Raw genomic sequence first — 391 nt, forward strand, 5'->3', positions numbered from 1 at the left:
CAGGTCGCTCTTGTCAGGCCATGTCGTCACCATGGGGTTATCCTCTCTGTCATGCCGCCGCGCCGCGCACGCCACGCACGCGGGCGTCGATGGTTCCCGCCACGGGGGTACCCGTGGCGTCCAGCACCTGGACCAACGGTCCGGGCGAAATGCTTTTGTCGATGGTCCTGGCCGATGATCCGTCCCCGCCGTCGTCCTGCACCGTCAGCAACACCTGGCGCACACTGCGGTAACTCCGCACCAGCGCCAACCGGACGCCCTCGGCGGGCACGGCTACGTCCTCGAACTCCTCTATCTGGTCCGGCACATCCAGCAGCACCCGGCATTGCAGAATGCGCACGTAGCCATCGCCGCCCAACAGGCTGACGCGCATCTGGTGCACGCCACCGGC

General features: G+C 67.3%; 1 protein-coding gene. It reads right to left on the bottom strand.

All coding sequences use genetic code 11. The features are described 5' to 3' along the window. Positions 1–49: 49 nt before the first annotated feature. On the bottom strand, positions 50–391 hold a 342-nt coding region (locus tag V6B97_RS17175), incomplete at its 5' end, for a hypothetical protein (protein WP_333507717.1).

Source organism: Nitratidesulfovibrio sp. 1201_IL3209 (assembly GCF_036763125.1).
In the GTDB taxonomy this organism is placed as follows: Bacteria; Desulfobacterota; Desulfovibrionia; order Desulfovibrionales; family Desulfovibrionaceae; genus Cupidesulfovibrio.